Source organism: Croceitalea sp. W27, from assembly GCF_055693185.1.
The window spans coordinates 3,346,913-3,372,742 of record NZ_CM146327.1 but is presented as its reverse complement, the minus strand read 5'-3'; the positions used below and the strand labels follow the sequence as shown (position 1 = coordinate 3,372,742).

Annotated in this window: 21 protein-coding genes; 12 read left to right on the top strand and 9 right to left on the bottom strand. The window is 41.4% G+C overall.

Features of this window, described 5'->3' with window-relative positions:
• Positions 1–4: 4 nt before the first annotated feature.
• Positions 5–391, bottom strand: a complete 387-nt coding sequence (locus ACZ1GR_RS15215) for a hypothetical protein (RefSeq protein WP_377764715.1) — start codon at positions 389–391, stop codon at positions 5–7.
• A 222-nt stretch (positions 392–613) separates the two neighbouring features.
• On the opposite strand from ACZ1GR_RS15215, the gene ACZ1GR_RS15210 reads away from it, so the two are divergent.
• The 3 genes from ACZ1GR_RS15210 to ACZ1GR_RS15200 are packed head-to-tail and all read left to right on the top strand — an operon-like array spanning position 614 to position 2,380.
• Positions 614–1,483: an AraC family transcriptional regulator gene (locus ACZ1GR_RS15210; RefSeq protein ID WP_472609736.1), complete on the top strand. Its 870-nt coding sequence runs from the start codon at positions 614–616 to the stop codon at positions 1,481–1,483.
• A complete protein-coding gene (locus ACZ1GR_RS15205) occupies positions 1,483–2,082 on the top strand; it encodes an alpha-ketoglutarate-dependent dioxygenase AlkB family protein (protein WP_472609735.1) in 600 nt (199 codons plus the stop codon). Before ACZ1GR_RS15210 ends, ACZ1GR_RS15205 begins: the two co-directional genes overlap by 1 nt.
• A gap of 19 nt (positions 2,083–2,101) precedes the next feature.
• On the top strand, positions 2,102–2,380 hold the full coding sequence (locus ACZ1GR_RS15200; protein WP_472609734.1) for a TIGR03643 family protein: 279 nt from the start codon (positions 2,102–2,104) through the stop codon (positions 2,378–2,380).
• Between the two features lie 10 nt (positions 2,381–2,390).
• Here the strand turns inward: ACZ1GR_RS15200 and ACZ1GR_RS15195 are convergent, their stop codons facing one another.
• Positions 2,391–3,161 (bottom strand): S1/P1 nuclease, encoded by a 771-nt coding sequence (locus ACZ1GR_RS15195; RefSeq protein ID WP_472609733.1) that lies wholly within the window; start codon positions 3,159–3,161, stop codon positions 2,391–2,393.
• Positions 3,162–3,312: 151 nt separating this feature from the next.
• On the opposite strand from ACZ1GR_RS15195, the gene ACZ1GR_RS15190 reads away from it, so the two are divergent.
• The 9 genes from ACZ1GR_RS15190 (at position 3,313) to ACZ1GR_RS15150 (ending at position 10,912) form a co-directional block, all read left to right on the top strand.
• Positions 3,313–4,173 carry an SPFH domain-containing protein gene (locus ACZ1GR_RS15190; RefSeq protein WP_377764710.1) on the top strand — a complete coding sequence of 287 codons (861 nt, stop codon included), beginning with the start codon at positions 3,313–3,315 and terminating at the stop codon, positions 4,171–4,173.
• Between the two features lie 3 nt (positions 4,174–4,176).
• Positions 4,177–4,686: a hypothetical protein gene (locus ACZ1GR_RS15185; protein WP_472609732.1), complete on the top strand. Its 510-nt coding sequence runs from the start codon at positions 4,177–4,179 to the stop codon at positions 4,684–4,686.
• Positions 4,673–4,831 (top strand): DUF4177 domain-containing protein, encoded by a 159-nt coding sequence (locus ACZ1GR_RS15180; RefSeq protein ID WP_472609731.1) that lies wholly within the window; start codon positions 4,673–4,675, stop codon positions 4,829–4,831. Before ACZ1GR_RS15185 ends, ACZ1GR_RS15180 begins: the two co-directional genes overlap by 14 nt.
• The gene (locus ACZ1GR_RS15175; RefSeq protein WP_472609730.1) at positions 4,828–5,769 is read left to right on the top strand and encodes an alpha/beta hydrolase family protein; all 942 of its coding nucleotides are present in this window, start codon (positions 4,828–4,830) and stop codon (positions 5,767–5,769) included. Before ACZ1GR_RS15180 ends, ACZ1GR_RS15175 begins: the two co-directional genes overlap by 4 nt.
• Positions 5,770–5,773: 4 nt before the next feature.
• Positions 5,774–5,947, top strand: a complete 174-nt coding sequence (locus tag ACZ1GR_RS15170) for a type II toxin-antitoxin system antitoxin (RefSeq protein ID WP_472609729.1) — start codon at positions 5,774–5,776, stop codon at positions 5,945–5,947.
• A 63-nt stretch (positions 5,948–6,010) separates the two neighbouring features.
• On the top strand, positions 6,011–8,209 hold the full coding sequence (locus tag ACZ1GR_RS15165; protein WP_472609728.1) for a DUF5916 domain-containing protein: 2,199 nt from the start codon (positions 6,011–6,013) through the stop codon (positions 8,207–8,209).
• A 43-nt stretch (positions 8,210–8,252) separates the two neighbouring features.
• Positions 8,253–9,515: a DUF819 family protein gene (locus ACZ1GR_RS15160; protein ID WP_472609727.1), complete on the top strand. Its 1,263-nt coding sequence runs from the start codon at positions 8,253–8,255 to the stop codon at positions 9,513–9,515.
• Positions 9,516–9,551: 36 nt separating this feature from the next.
• Entirely contained in the window at positions 9,552–10,142 is a 591-nt protein-coding gene (locus ACZ1GR_RS15155; protein WP_472609726.1) for a hypothetical protein, read from the top strand.
• A 62-nt stretch (positions 10,143–10,204) separates the two neighbouring features.
• Positions 10,205–10,912 carry a DUF4369 domain-containing protein gene (locus tag ACZ1GR_RS15150; protein WP_472609725.1) on the top strand — a complete coding sequence of 236 codons (708 nt, stop codon included), beginning with the start codon at positions 10,205–10,207 and terminating at the stop codon, positions 10,910–10,912.
• 7 nt (positions 10,913–10,919) lie between these two features.
• Here ACZ1GR_RS15150 and ACZ1GR_RS15145 read toward each other — a convergent pair whose 3' ends face one another.
• The 7 genes from ACZ1GR_RS15145 to ACZ1GR_RS15115 all read right to left on the bottom strand — a co-directional run bounded on the left by ACZ1GR_RS15145 (position 10,920) and on the right by ACZ1GR_RS15115 (position 25,539).
• Positions 10,920–11,186 carry a hypothetical protein gene (locus ACZ1GR_RS15145; RefSeq protein WP_377764701.1) on the bottom strand — a complete coding sequence of 89 codons (267 nt, stop codon included), beginning with the start codon at positions 11,184–11,186 and terminating at the stop codon, positions 10,920–10,922.
• 25 nt (positions 11,187–11,211) lie between these two features.
• Positions 11,212–12,180 (bottom strand): type I phosphomannose isomerase catalytic subunit, encoded by a 969-nt coding sequence (locus tag ACZ1GR_RS15140; protein WP_472609724.1) that lies wholly within the window; start codon positions 12,178–12,180, stop codon positions 11,212–11,214.
• Positions 12,181–12,191: 11 nt separating this feature from the next.
• Positions 12,192–12,599: a 6-pyruvoyl trahydropterin synthase family protein gene (locus ACZ1GR_RS15135; protein ID WP_472609723.1), complete on the bottom strand. Its 408-nt coding sequence runs from the start codon at positions 12,597–12,599 to the stop codon at positions 12,192–12,194.
• The gene (idi, locus tag ACZ1GR_RS15130; protein ID WP_472609722.1) at positions 12,596–13,126 is read right to left on the bottom strand and encodes an isopentenyl-diphosphate Delta-isomerase; all 531 of its coding nucleotides are present in this window, start codon (positions 13,124–13,126) and stop codon (positions 12,596–12,598) included. Before idi ends, ACZ1GR_RS15135 begins: the two co-directional genes overlap by 4 nt.
• Positions 13,127–13,199: 73 nt before the next feature.
• Entirely contained in the window at positions 13,200–14,129 is a 930-nt protein-coding gene (locus ACZ1GR_RS15125; protein ID WP_472609721.1) for a PorP/SprF family type IX secretion system membrane protein, read from the bottom strand.
• 33 nt (positions 14,130–14,162) lie between these two features.
• The gene (locus tag ACZ1GR_RS15120; protein WP_472609720.1) at positions 14,163–16,142 is read right to left on the bottom strand and encodes an Ig-like domain-containing protein; all 1,980 of its coding nucleotides are present in this window, start codon (positions 16,140–16,142) and stop codon (positions 14,163–14,165) included.
• Positions 16,143–16,218: 76 nt separating this feature from the next.
• On the bottom strand, positions 16,219–25,539 hold the full coding sequence (locus ACZ1GR_RS15115; protein ID WP_472609719.1) for a beta strand repeat-containing protein: 9,321 nt from the start codon (positions 25,537–25,539) through the stop codon (positions 16,219–16,221).
• Positions 25,540–25,830: the final 291 nt, after the last annotated feature.

The following is a 25,830-nucleotide window of genomic DNA, read 5'->3' as shown; positions in this document are numbered from 1 at the left end:
TAAACTATTTTCCTTTAACCACCACACTTTCTTGGAAAGTTTCTTTACTATCAGTAATAACTACAGTGTATTTATCTTCAAAGGCATTTTCAAAATTAAAGGCCTTTTCAACGACCACCGCATTTTTTATTACTTCTTTAAATACCACCCTACCCTCACTATCAATAACTGTAATAATTACTTTTTCTTTATCAAGATTTAGCAGGTTCATAAATAATTTGTCGCCTTTTCTTTTAAAAGTTGGGTCAAAATCAAAATTGATGATGTTCTTTTCAACTTCGTTCTTAGAAATTCCTTTTTTACCGAATTCTTTTTCTGGTCCGTTGGCCATACTTAAAGTTGAACTTAATAATATGGCTGCTGCTACTGAATTTTTTAAGATTGTCTTCATAACATGTTGTTTTTAAGATTTGTAATTAATTTACATGGCAAATTTAAGTCCGTTTAAAGCTTCCAAACTACCACAGGATTTTCCAATTTATGTTCAATTTTAACCCGGACTATGACAACTTGCTGCATTAAAGGTAATATTGTATATATTTCAGTTAATTTTGCATAGATTCAATCTTAAAGACCTTACTAATTTTACTATAAGATTGAAAAAATGAACGTGATGAATCAGAAACCTACTTTTGAAGCTATCGCCCCAGATTTCGGAAAGTCTTTTACTTACCAAAGATTTGATGAGAATAAAATGAATGCCAATGCCGGATGGCACTTTCACCCTGAACTAGAGCTAGTGTACATTAATGGAGGCTCAGGTAAAAGACAAATAGGTAGCCATGTCTCTTATTTTAGAGATGGAGATTTGATCCTAGTGGGGTCAAACCTACCCCATTGTGGTTTTACCGACAAATTAACTGGAAATAAAAGTGAAACAGTGGTGCAAATGAAAATTGATTTTTTAGGGAATAACTTTTTTGATATCCCCGAAATGAAAAAAATTCAGTCCCTTTTAAATATATCTAAAAGCGGGATTGCGTTTCATGGAAAGACCAAAAAAAGGATAGGTGAAAAAATGGAGATTCTAGAGTATCAACCAGACTTTCAACGATTGTTATCTATATTAAACATATTGAATGAATTGGGATCTTCTGATGAATTTCAAGTTTTGAACGCCGAAGGTTTTTCAATGGAGACCGAGGTTAAAGATAATGATAGAATAAACGTCGTGTTCAACCACGTCAAGACCAATTTTAAAGAGGATATATCTTTAGAAGAGATAGCGAATTTGGTTAGCATGACTATACCCTCTTTTTGTCGATATTTTAAAAAAATAACGAATAAGACATTTGTACAATTTGTAAATGAGTATCGTTTGGTACATGCCTCAAAATTGTTGGCCGAACAACCCATTAGTATTACCGAGGTATGTTTTGAAAGCGGTTTCAATAATTTCTCACATTTCAATAAATCGTTTAAGGCTTTTACGGGGCAGAATCCTTCTGAGTATCGAAATCAATTAAAAACCGTTCTGCAATAATGGCTCAATTATTCGATAAAGAAATTAAGTTTGACTTGCCCGATTCAGATATAAGTTACTACCCCAACTTTATTGAAAAAACTATTGCTGATGACTATTTTTATAATTTAAAGAAAACTGTTCCTTGGCAACAAGATGATATCAAAGTTTTTGGAAAAGTCTACCCGCAACCCAGATTAACTGCATTATTTGGCAACAATGGCAAGGCTTACTCCTACTCCAATATTACCATGTACCCAAAGCCTTTCAGCAAGGAGCTACAAGAGTTGAAAAAAAGCATAGAATTAGTGGCCATGACCACCTTCACTACTTGCCTTCTTAATTTATACAGAGATGGTAAAGACAGTAATGGGTGGCATGCCGATGATGAGACCGAACTAGGTGAAAATCCGGTAATTGCATCTATAAGTTTGGGGCAAGAACGCTTTTTTCACCTTAGACATAAAAATAAGAAACAGCTTAAACAGAAAATACTTTTAGAGCATGGAAGCCTGCTATTGATGAAAGGCGAAACCCAGCACTTCTGGCAGCATCAAATACCCAAAACTGCCAAACCGATTAAAGAACGTATTAATCTTACCTTTAGAGTGGTCTATTAATTTGTAGCTTTGTAATGCTATGAAAAAAGAATTTACAGAAAGAGAATTAGACCGCATCATAGAAATGGCATGGGAAGATCGTACCCCGTTTGACGCGATTACCTATCAGTTTGGCATATCTGAACAAGAGACTATCGAAATAATGCGTCGCGAAATGAAACCCAGCAGTTTCAGAATGTGGCGTAAACGTGTGCAGGGCAGAAGCACCAAACATGCAAAGCTACGCACCGATGAAGTCAATCGGTTTAAATGTTCGCGACAAAGAAATATTTCTGGTAATAAGGTTTCAAAGCGTTAATAAACCTTCACTAAGAAAAAACATCGTTGAGCACTTTCGCCAAACGTAAACCTCCTTTTTGTAGTCTTTCAAATAAAAGTGGGTTGTATTTATAGGTATAAGAATATCCTAATTTTTCACCGACACTTACCGAATTGTAAAGTTCAGTTGCATAATCGTGAGATTCACCCAACCAATCTACTATTGTTCCTTGTTGTATAGCTTTTCTTTCATGTTTTGTTATTGCTCCATCTAATTCATCTCCCAGCTCATAGTAACTCATTCCGTATGCTTCCAACATATTGGTATCCCACACTTTGTGCAGGTTTGACCCTCTACCAAACCATTGTACTTGAATATCATTACCGCCACGATCCGCCTCTATACCAGCATGCATAGGCTGATGAAGATCACCTATTAGATGAATTAAAAATTTTAAATAGAACGCTTTATCCTTTTTTGTACTGTTCTTGTTTTTTAGAACAGTAATACAACTATCAATGGCTACCACAAGATCACCATACTCGCTTTTATCCGATTCAAGATAACTTTGCGCCAGTGGATAGTTCACATAGTGCCATGGAGTATATTCAGAAAAACTACGGTCAGACTTAATCTCATCGGCATAGGTAGATGCAAATGCAAGACTATGCCCATCTAATAATTCTTTTATTGCTTTTCTTGCTTTTCTAGTGAGGTGTTTTTCGGCTATATGACCTGTTACCCGGTGGCCGGTACGACCCCAAATATTTGAAAAAGCAAGTGTGGGAATCAAGAACAAAAGAAGAAAAATACCGCGCATGAAATTAATTTTCGCCAAAAGTAACGCTTATTATAAAGGTATATGTTAACCAAAAATTACTTTTTACTACTTAAAACAAACGCATTTTGATTATTCGATTTAATATTATATATTTATGATATCATTTTAATATCATTTCAAATAATCAACTATGACAAACGAAAAAATTGTAACTCCCCTTAATGGTTACTTCATGCTATTTATTTTTTTGCTTTTATTCTTTGGGGGAATAGCCGCAATCATCTCTACTAGTTCACCTTGGTTCGGAATTTTGGTGTTTTTAGGCTTCATTTTAGCTTTCGGACTTGTACTTGTTAACCCAAACAGTTCGAGAGTGTTATTGCTCTTTGGTAAATACGTAGGCACAATTAAAAGAAATGGGCTTTATTGGGTAAATCCGCTTTACTCAAAAAAGAAAATATCCCTTAGGGCCAGCAACTTCGATAGCGAAAGACTTAAAGTCAATGACAAATTAGGTAACCCGGTTATGATAAGCACCATTTTGGTATGGCGTGTTACCAATACTTACAAAGCTGCATTTGAGGTAGATGATTATAAGAATTTTGTAAGAGTACAGACAGATGCCGCCGTTCGAAAATTGGCAAGTATGTATCCGTACGATAATTTTGCAGATGAAGGTATTGAAGAAGATATCACCCTACGGTCTAGTGTAAATGAAGTTAGCGAAGCTTTAGAAAAAGAAGTGCAAGAAAGACTTTCTATGGCAGGTATCGAAGTACTTGAAGCCAGAATAGGGTATCTTGCTTATGCTCAAGAAATTGCCAATGCGATGCTTAAAAGACAACAGGCAACCGCTATTGTTGCTGCAAGACATAAAATTGTTGAAGGCGCTGTGAGTATGGTTGAAATGGCGCTTGAAGAACTCAGCCAAAAGAATATTGTTGATTTGGATGAAGAACGTAAAGCAGCAATGGTAAGTAACCTCATGGTAGTACTATGCTCTGATAAAGATGCTTCCCCCATTGTAAATACTGGAACTTTAAATCATTAGAAAATGCGAATTTATGAAGAAAAACAAAGGTTTAACCAATGGTGGATGCTTGTAATAAACTTCAGCGTAATTGGTATTTTGCTTTATTTTATGTACGAGTGGTACATTGCTGGAAATTCAGTAGACAAAGTATCCTCCTCTGATTACGCAGCCCAAATAGCTGTAATTTTAATGTTAGTGCTAGTAGTAGCTTTACTATTTTTATTAGGTTTAAAAACAACCATTGATGAAAACGGAATTCAATATCAGTTCAGGCCTTTTCATAGAGGTAAGAAAACTATCTCATGGAAAGAAATGGATAAGTGTTATACCCGTAAATACAAGCCTATTCTAGAATATGGCGGTTGGGGAATAAAACCTGTTCCAAAAAGTAATGACATGGCATATAATGTTAAGGGTAATATGGGTATTCAAATTCATCTAAAAAATGGAAAAAAGATACTTATTGGAACTCAAAATCCTGATAATGCTCAAATAGTAATAAATAGATATTTCAATAATGAAGGAATATAAAGTTGAAAAATGGAAAATGGGATTGAACAAAAATGGTGAACGTTTAGAAGCCACCTTAAATGAATTTGCCAAACAAGGGTGGCAAGTCATCCATATTGCTGAAAATTCTGCGACCGTCGTATTTGAAAGAGAAAAGAACAGATGAAAAACGTTTATTTCATATTCATATTACTTCCACTCCTTTTACAAGGCCAGAACATTGTAATCGAAGAAATTGATTTGAAAAATGGGCAAATTTCTATCCCCGGCACCCTCAGTTATCCTAAAACGAAGCAGAAAGTACCGCTACTTATCTTCGTACACGGTTCTGGAAATGTGGATAGAAACGGTAATCAGGGAGGGCTTGCCAAAGCGAACTACATTGCGCAACTATCGGATAGTTTAACCAAAAACGGAATCACCCTTTATAGGTATGATAAGCGGACCTCAAATACAAATAACTTTAAATTTTTAAAAAATATCAGTATTACAGATTTTGTAGACGATGTATCAAAAGTAATCGCTCACTTTAAAAATGATAACCGTTTTAAGTCGATACATTTAATCGGTCATAGCCAAGGCTCTCTAGTGGCAATGTTGGCTGCCGATGACAATATAAAATCGTACATCTCTTTAGCTGGCCCTTCAAACACAATAGATAGTGTTATTAGCAAACAACTAACAGAACAGAATGAAGGTTTAGGTAAAATAGCCAAAGAACATTTTGCCGAACTGGCAAAAACCGATACTATCTTATCAGTGAACCCAATGTTACTATCGATTTTCGCCCCACAGAATCAAAAATTCTTTAAAAGCTGGATGAGTCTTAGTCCTACTTCAGAAATTAAAAAAATTAATAAACCCATCTTAATTATTCAAGGTGAAAAAGACTTACAGATTAACACGGCCGATGCAAATAACTTATTAAATGCTATAACCGAAAATAGTTCTGTTTTAGAGCATGATGCAGAATTAATTTTAATTGACAATATGAACCACGTTTTAAAAGAAATTGAAAAACAAGAAGAAAACTTGAAATCATATACTTCACCTAATTTTCCGCTTTCTAGCGAATTGGTAAATGCAATCACAACTTTTATCTAAAGGAATGAGTAAGAAAAAGGCCTTCGCACTGCGATTAAATGAAGAAATGCTAAAGGCAATTGAAAAATGGGCAGCAGATGAATTTCGCAGCACCAATGGCCAAATAGAGTGGATGCTTATGAAAAGTCTTAAAGAAGCAAAACGCGAACCTAAGAAAAAAGACAATTCCTCAGAATAGTTCTTTTGGCATTTTTTTAACGTAGCTTACTATTAAATTTGTCAGGCTAATTCAAACTCAAATATGGCAAGATATTACGCTGCTATACTCTTACTGATTTTCTTTTTTAAGCTTAATGCACAAGATCAGAGCAAGTCTTTCACAGTAAAACTTATTTCAGAGAACATTAAAATTGACGGAATTCTAGACGAACCTATTTGGGACAGTGCAGAAAGTGCCAAAGACTTCCATCAGTACTTTCCATCCGATTCTGTGATGGCGGAACAGCAGACCACCATTAAGATGCTTTACGACAATACCACCCTTTACATTGCCATTAAAGGAAATGCGGCCGGTAAAGATTTTTTGACAAACTCATTGCAGAGAGACTTTAGAGGCGGTGGAATTGATCAAATAAGTCTTGTTTTTGACACCTTCAATGACGGCACAAATGCCTTTCTTTTTGGCATGAACCCATACGGCGTAAGACGTGAGGCACTAATATCTGGTGGTGGAACCGATCGAGGTGGTTTTACCACTTCTTGGGATGTAAAATGGCGTGGTGAATCTAAAATTTATGATAACTACTTTACTGCTGAAATGGCAATACCCCTTACCTCTTTCAAATTCAAGGAGGGAGAAACCAAATGGCGTTTTAATAGTTATCGTTTAGACATGCAGACCAATGAACGAACCACATGGATTAAAATTCCTCAAAACCAATTTATTTTTGGTCTGGCCTTTATGGGCGATATGATTTTCGAAAAACCTTTGGGAAAATCAAGAACGCCGCTTGCGCTAATCCCGTACGTAAATACTATCTCTTCAAAAGATTTTGAAAACAATGAATCACTAACAAATTTAAAAGTAGGCGGTGATGCGAAAATTGCAGTGGGCAATAGTCTTAATCTTGATTTAACCATTAATCCCGACTTCTCAACTGTAGAGGTAGATAATTTTATTACAAACCTTACGCGATTTGAGGTGGCCTTACCAGAAAGGAGACAATTTTTTGTGGACAACAACGATCTCTTTGGAAATTTTGGTGGCGGCAGGGATGCTAATCCGTTTTTCTCTAGAAGAATTGGCATTGCGAGAGATACAGCTGATAACACCATTGAAAATAGAATTATAGGTGGGCTACGTTTAAGTGGTAAAATAAACAATAACCTTAGGTTAGGTTTTCTGAACATTCAGACCGAAAAAGATGAAGAAAACGAAATACCCTCAAATAATAATATGATGTTCGCACTACAACAAAAGCTCTTTGCTAGATCTAATGTTGGGTTATTTTTCATAAATAGACAAGCCATTAATGCTGCTTCTTTTTTACCTGAAGATGAAGAATACAATCGGGTTATAGGCATAGATTATAATTTGGCCTCTGAAGATAATAGTTGGGTAGGCAAAGCTTATGTTCATAAATCTTTTCAACCAAATGATAACGAAGGAAATTATTCACTCGGGATAAATCTGGGAAAAAACACCCGTTACTTTTCGGCGTTTGTAGATGCAGTTTCAATTGACGAAGAATTTAATTCAGATTTAGGCTTTATAAGACGAAAGGATATTTTTAAACTCACCAATAATTTAGAGGGTAGGTTTTGGCCGGCAAAAGGAAAAGTAAATAGATACCAGGCACAACTTTTCAATACACTTACTTGGAGGCCTGGACTAGATTTTAGAAATACCGATTACAATGTATCTTTAGAAACATCAGCTGAATTTAGAACACTTGAAAGGCTACAAGTCCGTTTCTCAAAACGTTTTGTTTATTTGGCCTCTGAATTTGAACCTACCGGAAAGGAAAATGCCGTTTCGTTACCAGCCGATACTGGCTACCACTTTAGTAACGTAGAACTTGAATTTCAATCAGATAATCGTAAGAATTTTTCTTTTAGCGTTCAACCCAGTTATGGTGGCTTTTTCAATGGAAACAGATACTCTATGGAAACCAGATTTACTTGGAGGTTCATCCCCAAAGTAAATATTGGGTTTAATGCGCAGTATGATCATATAGAATTGCCATCACCATTTTCAAGGGCAGACATTTGGTTGATTAGCCCTAGAGCCAATATAACCTTTAATAAGTCTTTGTTTTGGTCTACACTTGTTCAGTACAGTAATCAAAGAGATAATCTTGGTATAAACTCTAGGCTACAATGGCGATTTGCACCGCTTTCAGATTTGTTTTTGGTGTATAATGACAATTACTTTGTAAACACTTTCGCCCCAAGAGTGCGATCCATCAATTTAAAGTTTACCTACTGGCTCAATATTTAGCTGCCGGATTTTATTATATTTGGAAACATACCAAATTTCTAAAATGAGCCAACTACCGTTTACTGAAGACACTGTAATATTCGGTCTTCTTGCCCTTTGCTTGGGTTTTGTTTTTTACACTTCTTCTATAAAAACCGGTTTTTGGAAAAAATACTATGCTATTGTACCCACGGTTTTGATGTGTTATCTATTGCCTTCGATTCTAGCCAGTTCGGGTATCATTGACGAAAAAAGTTCACAGACCTATTATATCGCCAGTCGTTATCTACTTCCTGCAGCGCTAATTTTAATGACCTTAAGCATAGATTTAAAAGCAATTTTGAATCTTGGCTCCAAGGCCCTAATTATGTTCTTAACCGGTACTGTGGGCATTATAATTGGGGGGCCTTTAGCTATTCTTATTGTATCCATTTTCTCTCCTGAAACCGTTGGAGGAGCAGGTTTTGATGCCGTTTGGAGAGGTTTAGCTACTATTGCTGGTAGTTGGATTGGGGGTGGCGCTAATCAGGCCGCTATGCTAGAGGTCTTTGAATTCAATCAAGAAAAGTACGGAGGTATGGTTTTGGTTGACATTGTCGTTGCTAATCTTTGGATGGCAATCATTTTACTTGGAGTTGGAAAAACAAAAAAAATAGATGCCTGGTTAAAAGCAGATACCTCATCAATTGAAGTATTAAAAACAAAAGTATCTGAACATACAGCTAAGATTGCAAGAGTAACATCTCTACATGATTTGATGATGCTTTTTTTTTATGCTTTTGCCGGGGTAGGACTTGCTCATTTTTTAGGAAATCATTTCGCAGAATTTCTCGAAAACACTTTTGAAGTCATTAGAGATAAAGAAAAGGTCTTATCATCTTTAGGCTCTAAGTTTTTGTGGATGGTTGTTTTTGCAACGGCCATAGGTATTGGTCTATCATTTACTAAAGCTAAAAATTATGAGGGTGCTGGTGCAAGCAAAATTGGTGGTGTTTTTATTTATATCCTTGTGGCGACCATAGGAATGAAAATGGATTTAAGTGCTGTATTTGACAAACCAGGCTATTTAATCATAGGTTTAGTCTGGATTTCAATACATGCGGGTTTGTTAATTCTTGTTGCCAAAATTATAAAAGCACCTTTTTTCTTTCTTGCAGTAGGTAGTCAAGCAAATGTAGGTGGGGCAGCTTCAGCTCCAGTTGTTGCAGCAGAGTTTCACCCTTCACTTACGTCAGTTGGTATACTATTGGCTGTTTTTGGCTATGTTGTAGGTACAGGTGGGGCTTACTTATGCGCGCTTTTAATGGAAGTCGCATCTAAATTTTAACGCAATGCCAAGCACTATTAAATCCAATTCCATCATATGAAAAAGATCTTAAAAAGCATTTTTGCCCTCGTTCTTCTTTTACAAGTCTTTTCTTGTATAGATTTTAGTGATAATATTAAAAAAGAAAAACTTAATGATGATAGCTTTAAAGCCATAACCATAAATGAGGAGTATAAAGTTAAACTTCCTAAATACATGAAAGAAGCCCAAAACTTAAATGATGAGGCATCTCTGCAATATCAGAATATATTTAAAGAAACTTATTTTGTGGTCATTGACGAACCCAAAGAAGAGTTTAAGGAAGTTTTCTTAGATATTGGAGAATATGACGAGTCTCTGCCCCTAATTAAGAATTATAAAAATGCTCAACTAGAATTCTTTAAAGAAAGTTTGACCACATATGAATTTATCAACGAAAGCTCAAAAAAGATAAATGGCAAAGACGCAGAAGTTGTAGCCTTCGATGGTAAAGTACAAGGGGTCATTTACGATATAAGCTACCTCTTCACTTTTGTTGAAGGAGACGATAAGGTCTACATGCTAATGGCATGGACGCTAAAAAACAAAAGAGACAAGTACCACGAAACCTTTGAGTATATCTCAGACTCTTTCACTGTTCTAAATTAATTTTTTAAAATACTTCTAGAAGGAATACTTTTGTCTTCCTTTTAATCAAACACCTTTACTTAATGAGATTAGCTAAATATCTTTTATTACTAAGCGTTTTTGGAATCACGCTGACATCATGTGAAAAGAAAACCGAAAATACAATGACAGTTTCGGGTGTTATTGATGGTCTGAAAAAAGGAACTTTATATTTTCAAAAAGCCAAAGATTCAACATTGGCAACTTTAGACTCTATTGTTATAAAAGGGAACGGAGGGTTTTCATTTTCATATGAAATCGAGAGCCCAGAACTATTTTACCTCTACTTGGATAAAGCTGACAATAACGAAATCAACGATAGAATAACTTTTTTTGGAGAGCCTGGGGATATTGTAATCAATACAGCATGGAACACTTTTGATACCAACTCGGACATCTCTGGTTCTAAGAGCCACATAAAATTTGCGGAATTTCAGGGCATGCTATCGAAATTTAATACCAGAGAATTAGAATTAGCTCAAGAAATGCTGCCAAAGGAAAATTCTTTATCTACAGAACAGTTTGATTCAATTCAAAATCTAAGACAGACGAATCTGTTAAGAAGGTATCAATATGTGCTCAATTTCGGACTAAGCAATCCTAATTCCTATGTCACTCCTTATGTAACTTTGATTGAAGCCTCAGATGCCAATCCTAAGTATTTAGATTCTATTTATAATGCTCTTGATGAAAAAGTAGCGAATTCAAAATACGGCAAAAGACTAGAAACATATTTGAAAGGCTTAAAATAATCTAGGCCTAAAGCTTGTTTAATTTTTCAATTAAATCAGTAGCTTTTTTTTCTAGGTCAGCCCTAATAGCTTTATAATGAGCTTTCGAATTTTCAACATCTTTGGCATGTACTTTATCCATCAATTCGTCGAAAGCACTAATAGCGCCATCAATGAGCTTAGACCCTTTATCGGAGTTTTTGTTTTGCGTAGTAGCCTCCCACTCGTATACGGCTTCAATAATATCTCCTAAAACAAAATTGATATCTTTTTTTAAATCCCTAACACTTGCCATAAAATCGTTTTAATCAAAAATAAGGTTAAATTGTTACTTCTAAAAGCTTAGCTTCTTTTGTGGTAATTTTTAATATATCGCTTGAGGCGGATATTAAAACCGTTTCTCCTTTTTGTATTGAACTACTCCCAAATTCATTTTCAATGGTTGCACGGCCCGAAACACACATGTATATGGAAAAAGAATCACGTGCAGTAATATCAAGATTTAGATCTGAATCTAAATCAATGATATTGGTTTTAAAATAAGGGCAGTCGACCATTTTATTAACCTTATTTTTCTCCCTATCATAAACCACTCTAAAATCGTCTTTTTTAGAGAAATCAATTGCGTCAAGAGCTAAATCGGTATGTAGTTCTCTTAGATTACCATCCTTATCTTTTCTATTAAAATCAAAAACCCGATAGGTAATATCAGAGGTTTGTTGAATTTCAGCTAATAATACCCCAGCACCAATAGCATGAACTTTTCCTGTATTTATAAAAAATGTATCACCCTCTTTAACAGGTTCATAATTCAATAAATCCAATAGTGTATTATTCTCAAGACTACTTTTATACTCCTGTTTTTCAAGGTTCTTATTGAATCCAACGATTAAATTAGCACCAGGGTCAGCATCCATAATGTACCACATCTCAGTTTTTCCAAAAGAATCGTGTCGCTCTTTGGCTAACTCATCATTAGGATGAAGTTGAATGGATAGATCTTTTTTTGCATCAATAAATTTGATAAGTATTGGAAATTCCTTCCCAAAGCGATTAATTACACTTTCACCCAATAACTTTTCAGAATAATCCTCTATTAACTCATTTAGTGAAGTGCCCGATAATTCTCCATTGGCAACTTTTGAAACATCTCCCTTCACCCCCGAAAGTTCCCAACTTTCTCCTGTGGTTTCTGTTTTACTTGGCTTATCGAACAGTTTTTGAAGTTTGTCGCCACCCCAAAGGCGGTCCTTCATTATAGGTTCAAATTTTAACGGATATAAGTTCATTAGAAAATGAATTAGCCAGAATAGGTCACAAAGTTACGTGGAGTTTCGTAAAGTACCACTTCTATGTCTTTATTCTTTTGAATATGTGGCCTTAACTTATTCCAAATAACCACTGCAATATTTTCAGCAGTTGGATTCAGGTTTTTAAAGTCTGGGACATCGAGATTCAAGTTTTTATGATCAAAAGCTTCTTCTACATGCTCTTTTATAAGATCTTTTAGCACTTTCATATCCATGACATAACCCGTTTCTTGGTCTATATCACCCGTTACGCTAACAATTAAATCATAATTATGCCCGTGAAATTTTGGGTTGTTGCACTTACCAAAAACAGCTTGGTTTTTTTCAAAACTCCAGTCTGGCCTATACAACCTATGAGCGGCATTAAAATGCGCTTTTCTACTAACCTTTACCCTCATTCACTATCTGTTTTAGAGATGTAATCATAGAACTTATCAAAAATAATTTTAAACCACTCCGTGTAACTGTCGGGATTATTGGAAATGTCTGATTTTATAGCTTCAGGCTTCATCCATTTCCAATCTTGAACTTCTTCAGGATTTATTTGTGGTTCTTCATTGTAATAACCCATCATAACATGATCTAATTCATGCTCGGTTAATCCATTATCAAAAGGTGCCTTGTAAATGAATGAAAAAAGTTCTTTTAATTCTACTTCAAAGCCCATTTCTTCTTGTAACCTTCTTTTACCTGCTTCTAAATTGGTTTCACCATCTCGCTGATGACTGCAACAGGTATTTGTCCATAAAAGTGGGGAATGGTATTTATCGGCAGCTCTTTGCTGAAGCATAGTCTCGCCTTTGGCATTCATTATAAATACCGAAAATGCCCTATGAAGCACAGCTTTTTCATGAGCTTCCATCTTTGGCATTAATCCAATTGGCTCGTCTTTTTCGTTCACCAATATTACTTGCTCTTCCATCATTCCACAAAAATAAAGCCTTTGTCGGACTACTTATGTAACGATGAATATAAAGTTTTGTGAATATCTACAGTGCTTAGAAGAATCTAGGAGACTTTAAATTACCGATAGCCTTTATAAAATCGTATCGAAGTATAATTTCAAAAGAACCATCATTAAATGCCGTGGCACCTAAGTCGGTTATTTCTCGGTCATAGGCCAACCCAATTAAAAATTCTTCTGAAATTTTAAAACCGACCATACCACTAAAAGCGGCATCCCACCGGTATGCTAAACCCCCAATAAATTTTTCATCGTACATAAAATTTGCAGATAAATCCAGTTGAAGCGGAGCCCCTTGCACAACTTTACTTAAAATTGCCGGCTTGAATTTTAAAAAAGGATTAAGTTCAAAAACATACCCGGTAATAAAATAAAAATTCATCTGCTCCTTAGCTGTTGAAAGTGAAGATTCTTCAAAATGACTTGTTTCTAAAATTCTAGGTACAGATAATCCTGCATAAAATCTATCTGTATGATAGTAAACCCCTGCACCAACATTAGGTGTAAATCGGTTGTCTATATTTTGTTGCAATGTAGGGTCGGTACCTTGACCTGTATCTTGATTTAATTCGGAAAACTGAACATCCAACAGATTTATACTGGGTTTGAGTCCGAAACTTAGTTTCTTATCAAAATCTAAATCGATCGTATAAGAAATATCAAGGTCAATATAAGTTTCAGAAGTAGGACCAATAACATCATTTACAAAAGACAGCCCTAGCCCCAAACCTTTATAACCGATGGGAGTATGGACATTAAAAGTCTGTGTCTCTGGCGCACCTTCGAGGCCCACCCATTGCGCTCGGTATAGACCAGCTATACTCATATGTCCTCTAGACCCAGCATAAGCAGGGTTAATACTTACTGTATTGTACATATACTGTGTATATTGCGCATCTTGTTGCGCATATATGCCAACAGAAACCAGTAGCATAAGAACTAAAAATAGCTTCTTAAAAATCATATTTTTTACAACCAACCTCACAGTTTCATCCATTTATCTGTTTATATATATATAACCTGAGAGCTGTTTAGTTATACCTGCATCATTTTCGTAATCTATAACGTAGAAATACGTACCAACTGGTAATTTATTGTCTTGGTTCACCGTAACTCTTCCTTGTGAAGTTCCGTCAAAAACATTACCACTTGTATTGTATGCTTTGGTGACAAAGACCAAAACTCCCCATCTGTTATAGATTTTTACCGTGTTGTTTGGATAATTTTCAATATTTCTTATTCGTAATATATCATGTATACCATCGCCGTTCGGAGTGATAACATTAAATACTTCGACTTCGTCCTCTTCTTCTTCACCTAAGTCTGGGTCAAGATAATTTGGTATACCATCTGCATCTGCATCATCATTTGCAAAGTCTCCATCCAAATTATCGTCCTCATCAGAAGTAACGATACCATCGTCATCGTCATCCGTATCCCTATAATCCGGTATTCCGTCTTGGTCCGTATCTGGTAAGTCTGTACTCGGATCATCTATCTCATCATTCGGATCGATGTCTATTTGGGTATCACCTTCATAACCATCATCTAGTCCATCATTGTCTTTATCTGAACCTAGCCAAACCACATCTGGTATTCCGTCTTGGTCAAAGTCATGTGCTTCCGTGCTATCAGGAACACCATCATTATCACTATCATCATCAACATAATCTGGAATTCCATCGCCGTCTGTATCGACAGGAATTAGGCCTAAGTTTCCATTATTCTCATAGGCATCATCAATACCATTATCATTCGCATCGACTCCACTTGGTGGAATATATCCTGCAGTAGTTTGTGCTTCAATATTATCAGGAATTCCATCATCATCGCTATCGATATCCAAATAATCTGGTATTCCATCGCCATCCGTATCGGTAGGGTTTGTGGATGGATCGTTATCTCCATCTAAATTCAGGTCTTCAAAACTATCTGCAATACCATCATTATCACTATCCAATTCTGTCGTAGCAACCGGAGTTACAATAACAGTTACTGTTGCAGTATCACAATTACCAAGTGCATCGCAAATTGTATACTCGAAAGTGTCTATACCCTCAAAACCGGCATCTGGCGTGTAGGTCACAAAATCGTCAGATGGGTCATTAGGTGTACCATTATCATTAATTACGACCGTTCCATTAAAAGGATTTGTTGTTGTTAAGGTACCTGTAGTCGGCAAATCATTATCATTTGCCAAAATATCAATGTCAATTGGAGTATCAACTTCAGTAGAAACCGAATCATCAAATGTATCGACAATAGGTAAAACATCTATGGTAACAGTAGCCGTGCTGCACGCTCCACTACTATCGCAAACCGTGTAATCAAAAGAATCCGGACCATTGTAGTCTGCATTTGGCGTATAGGTCACAATATCATCTGAAGGGTCATTAGGTGTGCCATTATCGTTGATTGTTACGGTTCCATTCGCAGGATCTGTAGTCGTCAAAGTACCCGTAGTTGGTAAATCAGAATCATTATCGAAGATTGGGACAACAACCGATTCGTCTTCATTGACTGCAATTGCATCATCAACTAAAGTAGCTGCCTGACTTAAGCAAGCTACTGTAAATCTTGGTAATGGTATAGTATTACCTGCCTTGGTAATTGTAGCCTGATACCTAACAAAACTTGTGGTTGCAGTTACTGTTGGTGTTGTTCCGCTTAATGATGCATCATTCCAACTAACTGTTGCAGACCCGGAAACATTCTGGCTAATATCTAAGGTAACTTCGTTGTCCGGTGAGTTACAATCTGTCAAGATAAAATAGCCTGTTGCATTAGAACCACAAAGCGTGCCATCATACGTCGCAAAATAAACACCAGGTTGCGTTGCTTCGTAAAAAGAATCCGTACTCAAAATTGTTGCTGTATCCGATGCTTCGTACCAACGGAAGTTCGAACGTGTTCCGTCACTATCCGTGGTAGGTGCCTGAAGTAAGAATTGCGCATTGGATAATGTAATTCCAAGCATTGTAAAAACAAGACTAAGAACTAAAAACCTATATGTTTTGAAAAGTTTCAAATGGATTTGGGGTCGTTTTAATTATTTATTTTACAACAAATACTACGTTGATTAGTGCATTGTAATCTGTTGGTGCATTATATATTCTATAGGTCAGAATTCCATTGGCATCTACGCTCATGTTCAAAACATTAGTACCATCTCCAAAAACATCTGGATCTGCAAAAGTCACATGATAGTCAAGCTCTGTAGCCAAATAGGTAGGAATAGTACCTGCACTACTTGCTACCGGAGAGCCAAATTGGGCAATATATTGAGCATGTAAATCTATTGTTCTGTCAGTTAAAGGATCAGGATTTGAAGCATCAACTTCTATCGATGGAGGATAAAATACCCTAGCCTGAGCCACTGGTACTCTTACATTGTTTATCACATATGGATTACCAGAACTTCCATCACCTGTCACGCTAATATCCGTTCCTGCTGTAACTATCGTTTCTGTGCCATCCGCTGTATTAGCTGTTATTTGACCATCGACATAGGCCTTTGTGGCTGCATCGCTGGCAGCGGTTGGTGTACCAAGACCGGTAAGTACCAATCCATTAGCATCGTTACCATCGGTAAGGACTTCCTCTATGTTCTGTAGTTCGTTGGTCGCATCGGTATCGTTGTCGGCCGCGTTGCTTGCCGCTAACTCTGCTAATGCACCTTCTACCTCCGTTGCCGTGAAGTTACCGCCTGCATCCGTGATGTTTACCTCGTTCGCATCCTGTATCTCGTTGGTAGCATCATTGTCATTATCCGCCACCGAAATCGTGCCACCTCCATTGGAAAGCGTAACGTCCGTGCCTGCTTGACTTAATGTCTGTAATTCGTTCGTAGCATCGGTATCGTTGTCGGCCGCATTGCTTGCCGCCAGTTCCGCCAAGGCACCTTCTACTTCTGTTGCAGTGAAGTTACCGCCCGCATCAGTGATAGCTACTTCCGTAGCCGTTTGATTATCCGTATTGTCCAAATAACCGCTTAAATCCACTGTCGTAGCATCGCCACTTAAACTTAAGGTGTTCGTGCTTAAACTTAAATCTTGTATCTCGTTCGTAGCATCCGTATCGTTGTCGGCCGCATTGCTTGCCGCCAGTTCCGCCAAGGCACCCTCTACTTCCGTTGCCGTAAAGTTGCCACCGGCATCCGTAATGTTTACCTCGTTCGCATCCTGTATCTCGTTGGTCGCATCGTTATCGTTGTCAGCTACCGATATCGTGCCACCTCCATTGGAAAGCGTAACGTCCGTGCCCGTTTGGCTTAATGTCTGTATCTCGTTGGTCGGGTCCGCATCCGCATCGTTGGTGTCCAAAGCATCAACGTAAGCCTTAGTGGCAGCGTCCTGTGCATTGGTTGGGTCGGCGATGTTCGTAATCACCAATCCGCCACCATCGTTGCCATCGGCCAATACCTCGCCCAGGTTCTGCAGTTCGTTCGTTGCGGCCGTATCGTTGTCGGCCGCGTTGCTCGCCGCCAGTTCCGCCAAGGCACCTTCTACCTCCGTTGCCGTGAAGTTTCCGCCTGCATCCGTGATGTTTACCTCGTTCGCATCCTGTATCTCATTGGTCGCATCGTTATCATTGTCCGCTACCGATATCGTGCCACCTCCATTGGATAATGTAACGTCCGTACCCGTTTGGCTTAATGTCTGTATCTCGTTCGTAGCATCCGTATCATTGTCGGCCGCATTGCTTGCCGCCAGTTCCGCCAAGGCACCTTCTACCTCTGTTGCGGTGAAGTTACCGCCTGCATCAGTGATGTTTACCTCGTTCGCATCCTGTATCTCATTGGTCGCATCGTTATCATTGTCCGCTACCGATATCGTGCCACCTCCATTGGAAAGTGTAACGTCCGTGCCCGTTTGGCTTAATGTCTGTATCTCGTTGGTCGGGTCAGCATCCGCATCGTCCGTATCCAAGGCATCTACGTAGGCCTTTGTGGCTGCGTCTTGCGCATTGGTCGGGTCGGCGATGTTCGTGATAGCGGCTCCGCCTCCATCATTGCCATCGGCCAATACCTCGCCTAAATTCTGTAATTCGTTCGTAGCATCCGTATCGTTGTCTGCCGCATTGCTCGCCGCCAGTTCCGCCAAGGCACCTTCTACCTCTGTTGCAGTGAAGTTACCGCCTGCATCCGTGATGGCTACCTCGTTCGCATCCTGTATCTCGTTGGTCGCATCGTTATCATTGTCCGCTACCGATATCGTGCCACCTCCATTGGAAAGTGTAACGTCCGTCCCCGTTTGGCTCAATGTCTGTATCTCGTTGGTCGGGTCAGCATCCGCATCGTCCGTATCCAAGGCATCTACGTAGGCCTTTGTGGCTGCGTCTTGCGCATTGGTCGGGTCGGCGATGTTCGTGATAGCGGCTCCGCCTCCATCATTGCCATCGGCCAATACCTCGCCTAAATTCTGTAATTCGTTCGTAGCATCCGTATCGTTGTCTGCCGCATTGCTCGCCGCCAGTTCCGCCAAGGCACCTTCTACCTCTGTTGCAGTGAAGTTACCGCCTGCATCCGTGATGGCTACCTCGTTCGCATCCTGTATCTCGTTGGTCGCATCGTTATCATTGTCCGCTACCGATATCGTGCCACCTCCATTGGAAAGTGTAACGTCCGTCCCCGTTTGGCTCAATGTCTGTATCTCGTTGGTCGGGTCAGCATCCGCATCGTCCGTATCCAAGGCATCGACATAGGCCTTTGTGGCTGCATCTTGCGCATTGGTCGGGTCGGCGATGTTCGTGATAGCGGCTCCGCCTCCATCATTGCCATCGGCCAATACCTCGCCTAAATTCTGTAATTCGTTCGTAGCATCCGTATCGTTGTCTGCCGCATTGCTCGCCGCCAGTTCCGCCAGGGCACCTTCTACTTCCGTTGCCGTGAAGTTGCCACCTGCATCCGTGATGGCTACCTCGTTCGCATCTTGTATCTCATTGGTCGCATCGTTATCATTGTCCGCTACCGATATCGTGCCACCTCCATTGGATAACGTAACGTCCGTGCCCGTTTGGCTTAATATCTGTATCTCGTTCGTAGCATCCGTATCGTTGTCGGCCGCGTTGCTCGCCGCCAGTTCCGCCAAGGCACCTTCTACCTCCGTTGCCGTAAAGTTACCGCCTGAATCAGTGATAGCTACCTGACCGGCGTTCTGGTTGTCAGTGTTGTCCAAATAACCGCTTAAATCCACTGTCGTAGCATCGCCACTTAAACTTAAGGTGTTCGTGCTTAAACTTAAATCCTGTATCTCGTTGGTCGGGTCCGCATCCGCATCGTCCGTATTAAGCGCCGCTAATTCAGCATCTGTAGCAAATGTTGCGTCCAAAGCAGCGTCATTGATATCTATGTCGATCTCATCGTTTGCCGTATCATCGGTAATAGTTATTCTATTAGAACCGGCATTAATATTTTTAAACTCTAAATCAGCTCCTGTCTTTCTAGCAAATGTTCCTACACCTGCTGCCCCTACATTGGATGCTGTGTTTGTTTGTCCAGAGGTTGCCGCGAATGCATCAACATCAGCTTTTAATTCATCTATCGCTCCTTGGGTATCCGTCGAGCTCAAACCTGAGGTAGCATTATCATAACTTACCTCCGAAGCATCCTGTATCTCATTGGTCGCATCGTTATCGTTGTCCGCTACCGATATCGTGCCACCTCCATTGGATAATGTAACGTCCGTGCCCGTTTGGCTTAATGTCTGTAATTCGTTCGTAGCATCGGTATCGTTGTCCGCCGCATTGCTCGCCGCCAGTTCCGCCAAGGCACCCTCTACTTCCGTTGCCGTGAAGTTTCCGCCTGCATCCGTGATGTTCACCTCGTTCGCATCCTGTATCTCATTGGTCGGGTCCGCATCCGCATCATCTATATCCAAGGCATCTACATAAGCTTTTGTGGCTGCGTCTTGCGCATTGGTCGGGTCGGCGATGTTCGTAATCGCCAATCCGCCACCATCGTTGCCATCGGCCAATACCTCGCCTAAATTCTGTAGTTCGTTCGTAGCGTCGGTATCGTTGTCGGCCGCGTTGCTTGCCGCCAGTTCCGCCAAGGCACCTTCTACTTCCGTTGCCGTGAAGTTTCCGCCTGCATCCGTGATGTTTACCTCGTTCGCATCCTGTATCTCATTGGTCGCATCGTTATCGTTGTCCGCTACCGATATCGTGCCACCTCCATTGGAAAGCGTAACGTCCGTACCCGTTTGACTTAATGTCTGTAATTCGTTGGTCGGGTCCGCATCCGCATCGTCCGTATCCAAAGCATCTACGTAGGCCTTTGTGGCCGCGTCTTGCGCATTGGTCGGGTCGGCGATGTTCGTGATAGCGGCTCCGCCTCCATCATTGCCATCGGCCAATACCTCGCCCAGGTTCTGCAGTTCGTTCGTTGCGTCCGTATCGTTGTCGGCCGCGTTGCTTGCCGCCAGTTCAGCCAAGGCACCTTCTACTTCCGTTGCCGTAAAGTTGCCGCCTGCATCCGTGATGTTTACCTCGTTCGCATCTTGTATCTCATTGGTCGCATCGTTATCATTATCAGCTACCGATATCGTGCCTCCTCCATTGGATAAGGTAACGTCCGTGCCCGTTTGGCTTAATGTCTGTATCTCGTTGGTCGGGTCAGCGTCCGCATCGTCCGTATCCAAGGCATCGACATAGGCCTTTGTGGCTGCATCGCTTGCAGCGGTCGGTGTCCCAAGACCGGTAAGTACCAATCCATTGGCATCGTTGCCATCGGTAAGGACTTCCTCTATGTTCTGTAATTCGTTCGTCGCGTCGGTATCGTTGTCTGCCGCGTTGCTTGCCGCCAGTTCCGCCAAGGCACCCTCTACTTCCGTTGCAGTGAAGTTACCGCCCGCATCCGTGATGTTCACCTCGTTCGCATCCTGTATCTCGTTGGTAGCATCCGTATCGTTGTCGGCCGCGTTGCTTGCCGCCAGTTCCGCCAAGGCACCCTCTACCTCCGTTGCCGTGAAGTTTCCGCCCGCATCAGTGATGTTTACCTCGTTTGCATCCTGTATCTCGTTGGTCGCATCGTTATCATTATCAGCTACCGATATCGTGCCTCCTCCATTGGATAAGGTAACGTCCGTGCCTGCTTGACTTAATGTCTGTAGTTCGTTCGTCGCGTCGGTATCGTTGTCGGCCGCATTGCTCGCCGCCAGTTCCGCCAAGGCACCTTCTACCTCTGTTGCAGTGAAGTTACCGCCTGCATCAGTGATAGCTACCTGACCGGCGTTCTGGTTGTCAGTGTTGTCAAGGTATCCGCTCAAATCGACCGGCGTCGCATCGCCACTTAAACTTAAGGTGTTCGTGCTTAAACTTAAATCTTGTATCTCGTTGGTCGGGTCCGCATCCGCATCGTCCGTATCCAAAGCATCCACATAGGCCTTTGTGGCTGCATCTTGCGCATTGGTAGGGTCGGCGATGTTCGTGATAGCGGCTCCGCCTCCATCATTACCATCGGCCAATACCTCGCCTAAATTCTGTAATTCGTTCGTAGCATCCGTATCGTTGTCGGCCGCATTGCTTGCCGCTAACTCGGCCAAGGCACCCTCTACCTCCGTTGCCGTAAAGTTGCCACCGGCATCGGTGATGTTTACCTCGTTTGCATCCTGTATCTCATTGGTCGCATCGTTATCATTGTCCGCTACCGATATCGTGCCACCTCCATTGGATAACGTAACGTCCGTACCCGTTTGGCTTAATGTCTGTATCTCGTTCGTAGCATCCGTATCGTTGTCCGCCGCGTTGCTCGCCGCCAGTTCCGCCAAGGCACCTTCTACTTCCGTTGCCGTAAAGTTGCCACCGGCATCAGTGATGTTTACCTCGTTCGCATCCTGTATCTCATTGGTCGCATCGTTATCATTGTCCGCTACCGATATCGTGCCTCCTCCATTGGATAAGGTAACGTCCGTGCCCGTTTGGCTTAATGTCTGTATCTCGTTGGTCGGGTCAGCGTCCGCATCGTCCGTATCCAAGGCATCTACATAGGCCTTTGTGGCTGCGTCTTGCGCATTGGTCGGGTCCGCGATGTTCGTGATAGCGGCTCCGCCTCCATCATTGCCATCGGCCAATACCTCGCCTAAATTCTGTAATTCGTTCGTAGCATCCGTATCGTTGTCGGCCGCATTGCTCGCCGCTAACTCGGCCAAGGCACCCTCTACTTCCGTTGCCGTGAAGTTTCCGCCTGCATCAGTGATAGCTACTTCCGTAGCCGTTTGATTATCCGTATTGTCCAAATAACCACTTAAATCCACTGTCGTAGCATCGCCGCTAAGGCTCAACGTGTTCGAGCTTAAACTTAAATCCTGTATCTCATTTGTTGGGTCCGCATCCGCATCGTCCGTATCCAAGGCATCTACATAGGCCTTTGTGGCTGCGTCTTGCGCATTGGTAGGGTCCGCGATGTTCGTGATAGCGGCTCCGCCTCCATCATTGCCATCGGCCAATACCTCGCCTAAATTCTGTATCTCGTTCGTAGCATCCGTATCGTTGTCGGCCGCATTGCTCGCCGCTAACTCGGCCAAGGCACCTTCTACCTCCGTTGCGGTGAAGTTTCCGCCCGCATCAGTGATGTTTACCTCGTTCGCATCTTGTATCTCATTGGTCGCATCGTTATCATTATCAGCTACCGATATCGTGCCTCCTCCATTGGATAAGGTAACGTCCGTGCCCGTTTGGCTTAATGTCTGTATCTCGTTGGTAGCATCCGTATCGTTGTCTGCCGCGTTGCTCGCCGCCAGTTCCGCCAAGGCACCTTCTACCTCCGTTGCCGTGAAGTTTCCGCCTGCATCCGTGATGTTTACCTCGTTCGCATCCTGTATCTCATTGGTCGCATCGTTATCATTGTCCGCTACCGATATCGTGCCACCTCCATTGGAAAGTGTAACGTCCGTGCCCGTTTGGCTCAAGGTCTGTATCTCGTTGGTCGGGTCCGCATCCGCGTCGTCCGTATTAAGCGCCGCTAATTCAGCATCTGTAGCAAATGTTGCATCCAAAGCAGCATCATTGATATCTATGTCGATCTCATCGTTTGCCGTATCATCGGTAATAGTTATTCTATTGGAACCGGCATTAATATTTTTAAACTCTAAATCAGCTCCTGTCTTTCTAGCAAATGTTCCTACACCTGCTGCCCCTACATTGGATGCTGTGTTTGTTTGTCCAGAGGTTGCCGCGAATGCATCAACATCAGCTTTTAATTCATCTATCGCTCCTTGGGTATCCGTCGAGCTCAAACCTGAGGTAGCATTATCATAACTTACCTCCGAAGCATCTTGTATCTCATTGGTCGCATCGTTATCGTTGTCCGCTACTGATATCGTGCCACCTCCATTGGATAATGTAACGTCCGTGCCCGTTTGACTTAATGTCTGTAGTTCGTTCGTCGCGTCGGTATCGTTGTCGGCCGCATTGCTCGCCGCCAGTTCCGCCAAGGCACCTTCTACCTCTGTTGCGGTGAAGTTGCCACCTGCATCCGTGATGTTTACCTCGTTCGCATCTTGTATCTCGTTGGTAGCATCATTGTCATTATCAGCTACCGATATCGTGCCACCTCCATTGGAAAGTGTAACGTCCGTACCCGTTTGGCTCAAGGTCTGTATCTCGTTGGTCGGGTCAGCATCCGCATCGTCCGTATCCAAGGCATCGACATAGGCCTTTGTGGCTGCATCTTGCGCATTGGTCGGGTCGGCGATGTTCGTGATAGCGGCTCCGCCTCCATCATTGCCATCGGCCAATACCTCGCCTAAATTCTGTAATTCGTTCGTAGCATCCGTATCGTTGTCGGCCGCATTGCTCGCCGCCAGTTCCGCCAAGGCACCTTCTACTTCCGTTGCGGTGAAGTTTCCGCCTGCATCCGTGATGTTTACCTCGTTCGCATCCTGTATCTCGTTGGTCGCATCGTTATCATTGTCCGCTACCGATATCGTGCCACCTCCATTGGAAAGTGTAACGTCCGTCCCCGTTTGGCTCAATGTCTGTATCTCGTTGGTCGGGTCAGCATCCGCATCGTCCGTATCCAAGGCATCTACGTAGGCCTTTGTGGCTGCGTCTTGCGCATTGGTCGGGTCGGCGATGTTCGTGATAGCGGCTCCGCCTCCATCATTGCCATCGGCCAATACCTCGCCTAAATTCTGTAATTCGTTCGTAGCATCCGTATCGTTGTCGGCCGCGTTGCTTGCCGCCAGCTCTGCCAAGGCACCCTCTACTTCCGTTGCCGTGAAGTTTCCGCCTGCATCCGTGATGTTCACCTCGTTCGCATCCTGTATCTCGTTGGTCGCATCGTTATCGTTGTCAGCTACCGATATCGTTCCACCTCCATTGGATAAGGTAACGTCCGTACCCGTTTGGCTTAATGTCTGTATCTCGTTGGTCGGGTCAGCATCCGCATCGTCCGTATCCAAAGCATCTACATAGGCCTTTGTGGCCGCGTCTTGCGCATTGGTCGGGTCGGCGATGTTCGTGATAGCGGCTCCGCCCCCATCATTGCCATCGGCCAATACCTCGCCTAAATTCTGTATCTCGTTCGTAGCGTCCGTATCGTTGTCGCCCGCATTGCTTGCCGCCAGTTCCGCCAAGGCACCCTCTACTTCCGTTGCCGTGAAGTTTCCGCCCGCATCCGTGATGTTTACCTCGTTCGCATCCTGTATCTCATTGGTCGCATCGTTATCGTTGTCAGCTACCGATATCGTGCCACCTCCATTGGAAAGTGTAACGTCCGTGCCCGCTTGGCTTAATGTCTGTATCTCGTTGGTCGGGTCAGCATCCGCATCGTCCGTATCCAAAGCATCTACATAGGCCTTTGTGGCTGCGTCTGTACCTGCAACAGGAGTACCTAAACCTGTAATTACCGCTCCCCCCGCATCGGCACCTTCTGTAAGTACTTCCGATAAGGTTTGATTGTCCGTATCAACAATAGCTGCAATATCCGCTAACAGTACTGAAAATGTATTTGAATCGCTATCAGTAATTACCAGACTATTGGTGGCAGTATCTATTGCATAAGACGTAATAACGGTATTGGTATCCGCAAGTGTATCACTAAGGCTACTTAAATCAACACTAATAGTGCCTCCTCTTTCCAAATCAAGGGTAAGCTGATTGGTTGTGTCATTAAAAGTGAAACCTGTTAATTGTTGGTTGTCACTTGATGTAAGTTCCCATGAATCACCATCCCAGAAAAATATAATCCCAGAAGTGGTGTTCACATAAATGTCTCCCGTATCTGCTCCGGTGGGAGTACTTACTCCTGGGGCAGAAACATCTGTTCCACTAAGTACTTCACAATTACATTGATCTTGCAGCGTAACCGTAGTTTGCGAAAAGCCAACCGTAGTAATCAGTAGAAAAATCAGAAAAATAAGATTCTGTTTCATGGGTCTATTTTTATTTGACATTGTAATAGCTATAGGTGTTGTTATAAAGAAATGGTCTTTATGATTTGATTGTACGACGAAGCCTCAAGTTTAATGACATCACTATACTTCATAAGTGCACTAATTGTCTTCATCTGTCTTGTCTTTGATAAGTCTTTCAAATCATTCATTTTAAACCATATTCAACTGTATTTCTAATCAAAACAGTCTAATACCCTACAAAATTAACTTTATGTATACCCACAGGAAATAAATGTTGTGTAAGTGATAAATTGTAAAGTCTATGCCTTA

Bases quoted from the DNA above. Each gene is read 5' to 3' on its own strand.
- ACZ1GR_RS15215 (WP_377764715.1), bottom strand. From the start codon at position 391: ATGAAGACAATCTTAAAAAATTCAGTAGCAGCAGCCATATTATTAAGT.
- ACZ1GR_RS15210 (WP_472609736.1), top strand. From the start codon at position 614: ATGAATCAGAAACCTACTTTTGAAGCTATCGCCCCAGATTTCGGAAAG.
- ACZ1GR_RS15205 (WP_472609735.1), top strand. From the start codon at position 1,483: ATGGCTCAATTATTCGATAAAGAAATTAAGTTTGACTTGCCCGATTCA.
- ACZ1GR_RS15200 (WP_472609734.1), top strand. From the start codon at position 2,102: ATGAAAAAAGAATTTACAGAAAGAGAATTAGACCGCATCATAGAAATG.
- ACZ1GR_RS15195 (WP_472609733.1), bottom strand. From the start codon at position 3,161: ATGCGCGGTATTTTTCTTCTTTTGTTCTTGATTCCCACACTTGCTTTT.
- ACZ1GR_RS15190 (WP_377764710.1), top strand. From the start codon at position 3,313: ATGACAAACGAAAAAATTGTAACTCCCCTTAATGGTTACTTCATGCTA.
- ACZ1GR_RS15185 (WP_472609732.1), top strand. From the start codon at position 4,177: ATGCGAATTTATGAAGAAAAACAAAGGTTTAACCAATGGTGGATGCTT.
- ACZ1GR_RS15180 (WP_472609731.1), top strand. From the start codon at position 4,673: ATGAAGGAATATAAAGTTGAAAAATGGAAAATGGGATTGAACAAAAAT.
- ACZ1GR_RS15175 (WP_472609730.1), top strand. From the start codon at position 4,828: ATGAAAAACGTTTATTTCATATTCATATTACTTCCACTCCTTTTACAA.
- ACZ1GR_RS15170 (WP_472609729.1), top strand. From the start codon at position 5,774: ATGAGTAAGAAAAAGGCCTTCGCACTGCGATTAAATGAAGAAATGCTA.
- ACZ1GR_RS15165 (WP_472609728.1), top strand. From the start codon at position 6,011: ATGGCAAGATATTACGCTGCTATACTCTTACTGATTTTCTTTTTTAAG.
- ACZ1GR_RS15160 (WP_472609727.1), top strand. From the start codon at position 8,253: ATGAGCCAACTACCGTTTACTGAAGACACTGTAATATTCGGTCTTCTT.
- ACZ1GR_RS15155 (WP_472609726.1), top strand. From the start codon at position 9,552: ATGAAAAAGATCTTAAAAAGCATTTTTGCCCTCGTTCTTCTTTTACAA.
- ACZ1GR_RS15150 (WP_472609725.1), top strand. From the start codon at position 10,205: ATGAGATTAGCTAAATATCTTTTATTACTAAGCGTTTTTGGAATCACG.
- ACZ1GR_RS15145 (WP_377764701.1), bottom strand. From the start codon at position 11,186: ATGGCAAGTGTTAGGGATTTAAAAAAAGATATCAATTTTGTTTTAGGA.
- ACZ1GR_RS15140 (WP_472609724.1), bottom strand. From the start codon at position 12,180: ATGAACTTATATCCGTTAAAATTTGAACCTATAATGAAGGACCGCCTT.
- ACZ1GR_RS15135 (WP_472609723.1), bottom strand. From the start codon at position 12,599: ATGAGGGTAAAGGTTAGTAGAAAAGCGCATTTTAATGCCGCTCATAGG.
- idi (WP_472609722.1), bottom strand. From the start codon at position 13,126: ATGATGGAAGAGCAAGTAATATTGGTGAACGAAAAAGACGAGCCAATT.
- ACZ1GR_RS15125 (WP_472609721.1), bottom strand. From the start codon at position 14,129: ATGATTTTTAAGAAGCTATTTTTAGTTCTTATGCTACTGGTTTCTGTT.
- ACZ1GR_RS15120 (WP_472609720.1), bottom strand. From the start codon at position 16,142: ATGCTTGGAATTACATTATCCAATGCGCAATTCTTACTTCAGGCACCT.
- ACZ1GR_RS15115 (WP_472609719.1), bottom strand. From the start codon at position 25,539: ATGAAACAGAATCTTATTTTTCTGATTTTTCTACTGATTACTACGGTT.